Below are 3,942 nucleotides of genomic sequence, written 5' to 3'. Positions count from 1 at the left end.
TTGTAGGACAAATCAAAACCCAAGAATTAATTGTAGGACAAATCAAAACCCAAGAATTAATTGTAGGACAAATCAAAACCCAAGAATTAATTGGCGGCGCGAAGCGCCGCCGATTAATTCTTGGGTTTTATGTCCTAGTACACTTGGCGACAGCTATACTTATTAACCAGTGAATAAGCCCCTCGTTGTGAGAGTATTAAGCTTCCCTAAACACCAAACTCAACTCTCAATAGTGCTACCCATTTTCTCAATCGTTGTTCGGTCAAATCCGCTTGGTTGGTATCGTCAAGTGCTAAGCCGACAAATTTATTGCCTCGTACGGCTCTAGACTCATCGAAATCATATCCATCCATAGACCAATAGCCAACAGTTTTACCACCCCGTTCAGTAATTTTTTCCTCTAGAATGCCGATCGCATCTAGAAAATTATCTGCATAACCAACCTGATCGCCACAACCAAAATAAGCAACTTTCTTGCCCGAAAAATCCACATCATCCAATTCAGGAAAAAGTCCTTCCCAATCTGATTGCAATTCACCAATATTCCAAGTTGGACAGCCAATGATTAGGCAATCATAACCTGCAAAGTCGTTAATATCCGCCTTTGCGACATCATGCAGATCGACCAATCCCACACCAAATATTCTTTGAATTTCTGCTGCGGCACTTTCTGTATTCCCCGTCTGAGTTCCGTAAAATAGACCGATAGTCATTATATTTCTCCTAGTTAAATTTTCACATCTTTTCTAATTTAGTAACCGATCGCAATTAAATATAAAACCCCAAAAAGCTGTGGCACTTGGTGCGCAGATACCTCAGTTTTTTCTAGATTTTAATTATGCCTAGCCAATTAGTTTTTAATTGATTGGGAATTATTTCTATAAATTTGGCAATGAGTTTTCTATCTCCTCAAATTCTCGAAAGATACTTTCCCAATCTGATTGCAACCTATCAATGTCGCAACTTAGAAATTCTTCGCAATCAAAATCTTCAAGCTCGAAGTCTTTAAGATCTTTTTTTTCGGTCTCTTTATTCATGGAGTTAATTTGGGAGCTAATTTGGGAGTTGATTTGGGAGTTAATTTGTCTGCAAAGCAGGAACTGAATTTACATTAAAGGCATGATGCAGGGTTACATAATGATTGTGCCAACTAATCAATCCCTCAAGCCGCAGTTGATTTAGATCTCGCGTCATAGTTACTCGCGTCGATGTAGTGATTAAGGTGCGTACATGCAGGCTTGGTATCATTTACCTTTGAATCAGCCCCATCAACATCCAAAAGTTGACCAGATAAGTGAGTGAAGCGATCGCTAATAGGCTCCCCAGAAACATCGCCATAATTTTGTCCTCTTAGAATTTGAGAATAATTAACAAATAAAATGAAAGGAAATAAAATCCTGTGTCTTCCGATGTGCTGAAGGCACAGGACTTTAGATCTACTCAGTTAGACCAACTGTAAAAATGGCGTTGCCATTTTTGGAATCTCAAAACCTTACTGGGTTTGTTTTTTAATTCACTGAAGTGAGCCAACACTTCAGTGAATTGGTATTAGAAGATTGCTTGGGGTTTAAGAACCAAGATCGATAAGCTAAAGCTATTCAGCGGATGTAGTGGTCATGTTAAGAGCCCGACTAATGAGACTGAAATCAAAACCAGAAGCTTTGAGCGCATGGTATAAATGTCCTTGCAGGAAGAAAAACGCTAAAATGAAGTGAGCATTAGCTAGCCAGCATCTAGGGGTATGTGCGCCCAATGGCAAATTCACCGTATCCGCATAGAAAGGCATTACGCTTAACTTTACTTGCAAAGCTTCGCCGTAGAACTCCACTGGATAGGCGAGAGTATTTACGGCACAGAAATAGGAAGCCACAAACCCCGCCAATGCAATGCCTCCCAAGGAATAGGAAAGAATAGCCTCACTTGAGAAGATGAGAACTTTCTTCGCCCAAGCCAAGGGCGGCACAATGATATGCCATACTCCACCAGCTAAAAGCATAATTCCTACATAAATATGTCCGCCCACAAGATCTTCGAGGCTATTGACATTAGCAAAATGGGTTTGATAGCCGTAAATGGTCAATGGATTGAGGGTTGGTTCCGTCACCACTCTCACAGCATGAATAGTGGCATCATAGAGCCCACCAAAATACATAGCCTTGGCAGCCAGTAATAAGGCTCCCGCCCCTAAGAACAGTAAATGATGTCCCAAGATGATCCCTAATTTGCGCGAGTCACTCCATTCAAAGTGGAAGTTTTTCGCAAAGCCATTGAGTCCCTTGAGACTAGCGGGAGTCTTGGTCAGGTGAAACAATGCGCCAGCCGCTAAAACTGCGGACGAGATTAGGTGCAACGCACCAATCACAAAATAGGAATAAGTATCAATAATTACGCCCCCTTCGCCAACACCAATACCTAAAGTAGCAAGATGGGGCAGCAAAATTAGCCCTTGATTGCCCATGGGTAGATCGGGTCTATACCACGAAATTTCATACAAAGTAAATGCTCCTGCCCAGAAAGTGACTAGGGCTGCTTGAGCAACATGGGCAACAATAAATAGCCCTGACAAGTCAGCAAAACGGGCATTCCCTGCCCACCATTCATAGCGAATAGCAGTCTTTTTCGCAGTATTTTCAGTGATTTGCATAGTTAATTAGATCGACAATAAGTCATCAAGAATAGGATTTTGTTATTACAGTTAATAGGAATCACTTGCAATAATTTTTTCTTTGCTAATCCTACAAGAGAATTTTTTATTGAGAATTACTTTCATTAAAATCTTAACAAAACTTAATCATGAATTTTGAGTATGATGGAATAGGTATCTTCCCTTTGAACTATCTATGCAACTTGCTTCAGAACAACGTACAAAACTTGATAACTCCGATGATGCGCTGTTCTATGACCATCCTCGTTTTGTTACACATGTAGACGATCGCTTTATTCAACAACTCACCGCTCTCTACCGTCAGAAACTACAGGCAAATACGCGTATTCTTGACTTGATGAGTAGTTGGGTGTCACATCTCCCTGAAGAAATGGAGTTTGAGCATGTAGAAGGGCATGGACTGAATGAAGCGGAATTGGCTCGCAACCCACGTTTAGATCGTTATTTCGTCCAGAATCTCAATCAACAGCAGTTATTACCCTTTGCCGATCGCTCTTTTGATGCCGTGTTAAACACAGTTTCCGTGCAATATTTACAATATCCAGAGCGCGTATTTGCAGAAATTCATCGGATTCTTAAGGTCGGTGGCATTGCGATTATTAGCTTCTCGAATCGGATGTTTTATCAAAAAGCGATTCAAGCATGGCGGGATGGAGAAGAAAGCGATCGCACGAAATTAGTCTTTAAATATTTTGCTTCAGTTCCTCAAGGTTTTACTCGCCCAGAGTTGGTGGCAAACGTTCCACCTAGCTCTCCTTTCTTAGCAATGCTGGGTATGGCTAGCAGCGATCCCTTTTATGCTGTAATAGCCACTCGAGCTTCCGAGTAAATAATTTTGTAGTTGGGAAGGGATTATATCTAAGTAGAAGAATGGAATAGAGAGTGAGATATATGGTAAGTATAAATCTTAGTAGCTAGGCATAACTCAATTTAAAATCTAAAAATCTATACCGTTTGCCTTGCTAGCAGTATGGGTTGGTATAGTTCTTTAACTATAGCAATCCTAAATAAGTTGAGAGAGACTTCGATTTCGCTCAGCCATTACGATAGCTGAGCGAAGTCGAAGCTCAGTTTTTCTCATAAATGATTTGCTGAATATGAATTTTAGTACTTACGCAATGCTAACGAGTTTACTGGGTATTGGATAGATGTGGCGCGGGCAAAGCCCGCGCCACATCTATCCAATATGTAAGTCCTAAATTTGAAGGATGAAATAGGTTTAGAGATAAATGTAAACCCTATGTCAATTTCTAGTGAAATAGAAGGATAAAATGAAA

Annotated in this window: 4 protein-coding genes; 1 reads left to right on the top strand and 3 read right to left on the bottom strand. The window is 40.5% G+C overall.

All coding sequences use genetic code 11. From position 1 onward, the window contains the following. Positions 1-206: 206 nt before the first annotated feature. The 3 genes from fldA to AC805_RS14345 all read right to left on the bottom strand — a co-directional run bounded on the left by fldA (position 207) and on the right by AC805_RS14345 (position 2,644). On the bottom strand, positions 207-713 hold the full coding sequence (fldA, locus tag AC805_RS14350) for a flavodoxin FldA (RefSeq protein WP_055076051.1): 507 nt from the start codon (positions 711-713) through the stop codon (positions 207-209). A 165-nt stretch (positions 714-878) separates the two neighbouring features. Continuing rightward, a complete protein-coding gene (locus AC805_RS26325; RefSeq protein ID WP_197278730.1) occupies positions 879-1,037 on the bottom strand; it encodes a hypothetical protein in 159 nt (52 codons plus the stop codon). A 557-nt stretch (positions 1,038-1,594) separates the two neighbouring features. Further along, complete coding sequence (locus tag AC805_RS14345; RefSeq protein ID WP_055076050.1) at positions 1,595-2,644, bottom strand: chlorophyll a/b binding light-harvesting protein; 1,050 nt, start codon at positions 2,642-2,644, stop codon at positions 1,595-1,597. A 196-nt stretch (positions 2,645-2,840) separates the two neighbouring features. Here AC805_RS14345 and AC805_RS14340 point away from each other — a divergent pair, with 196 nt between their 5' ends. Next, entirely contained in the window at positions 2,841-3,494 is a 654-nt protein-coding gene (locus tag AC805_RS14340) for a class I SAM-dependent methyltransferase (protein WP_055076049.1), read from the top strand. Positions 3,495-3,942: the final 448 nt, after the last annotated feature.

The sequence above is a fragment of the Pseudanabaena sp. 'Roaring Creek' genome (assembly GCF_001402795.1).
Taxonomy (GTDB): Bacteria; Cyanobacteriota; Cyanobacteriia; order Pseudanabaenales; family Pseudanabaenaceae; genus Pseudanabaena.
Note: the sequence above shows the minus strand (reverse complement) of the source record. Positions and strands in the feature narration are given on the sequence as shown.

Bases quoted from the DNA above. Each gene is read 5' to 3' on its own strand.
- fldA (WP_055076051.1), bottom strand. From the start codon at position 713: ATGACTATCGGTCTATTTTACGGAACTCAGACGGGGAATACAGAAAGT.
- AC805_RS26325 (WP_197278730.1), bottom strand. From the start codon at position 1,037: ATGAATAAAGAGACCGAAAAAAAAGATCTTAAAGACTTCGAGCTTGAA.
- AC805_RS14340 (WP_055076049.1), top strand. From the start codon at position 2,841: ATGCAACTTGCTTCAGAACAACGTACAAAACTTGATAACTCCGATGAT.
- AC805_RS14345 (WP_055076050.1), bottom strand. From the start codon at position 2,644: ATGCAAATCACTGAAAATACTGCGAAAAAGACTGCTATTCGCTATGAA.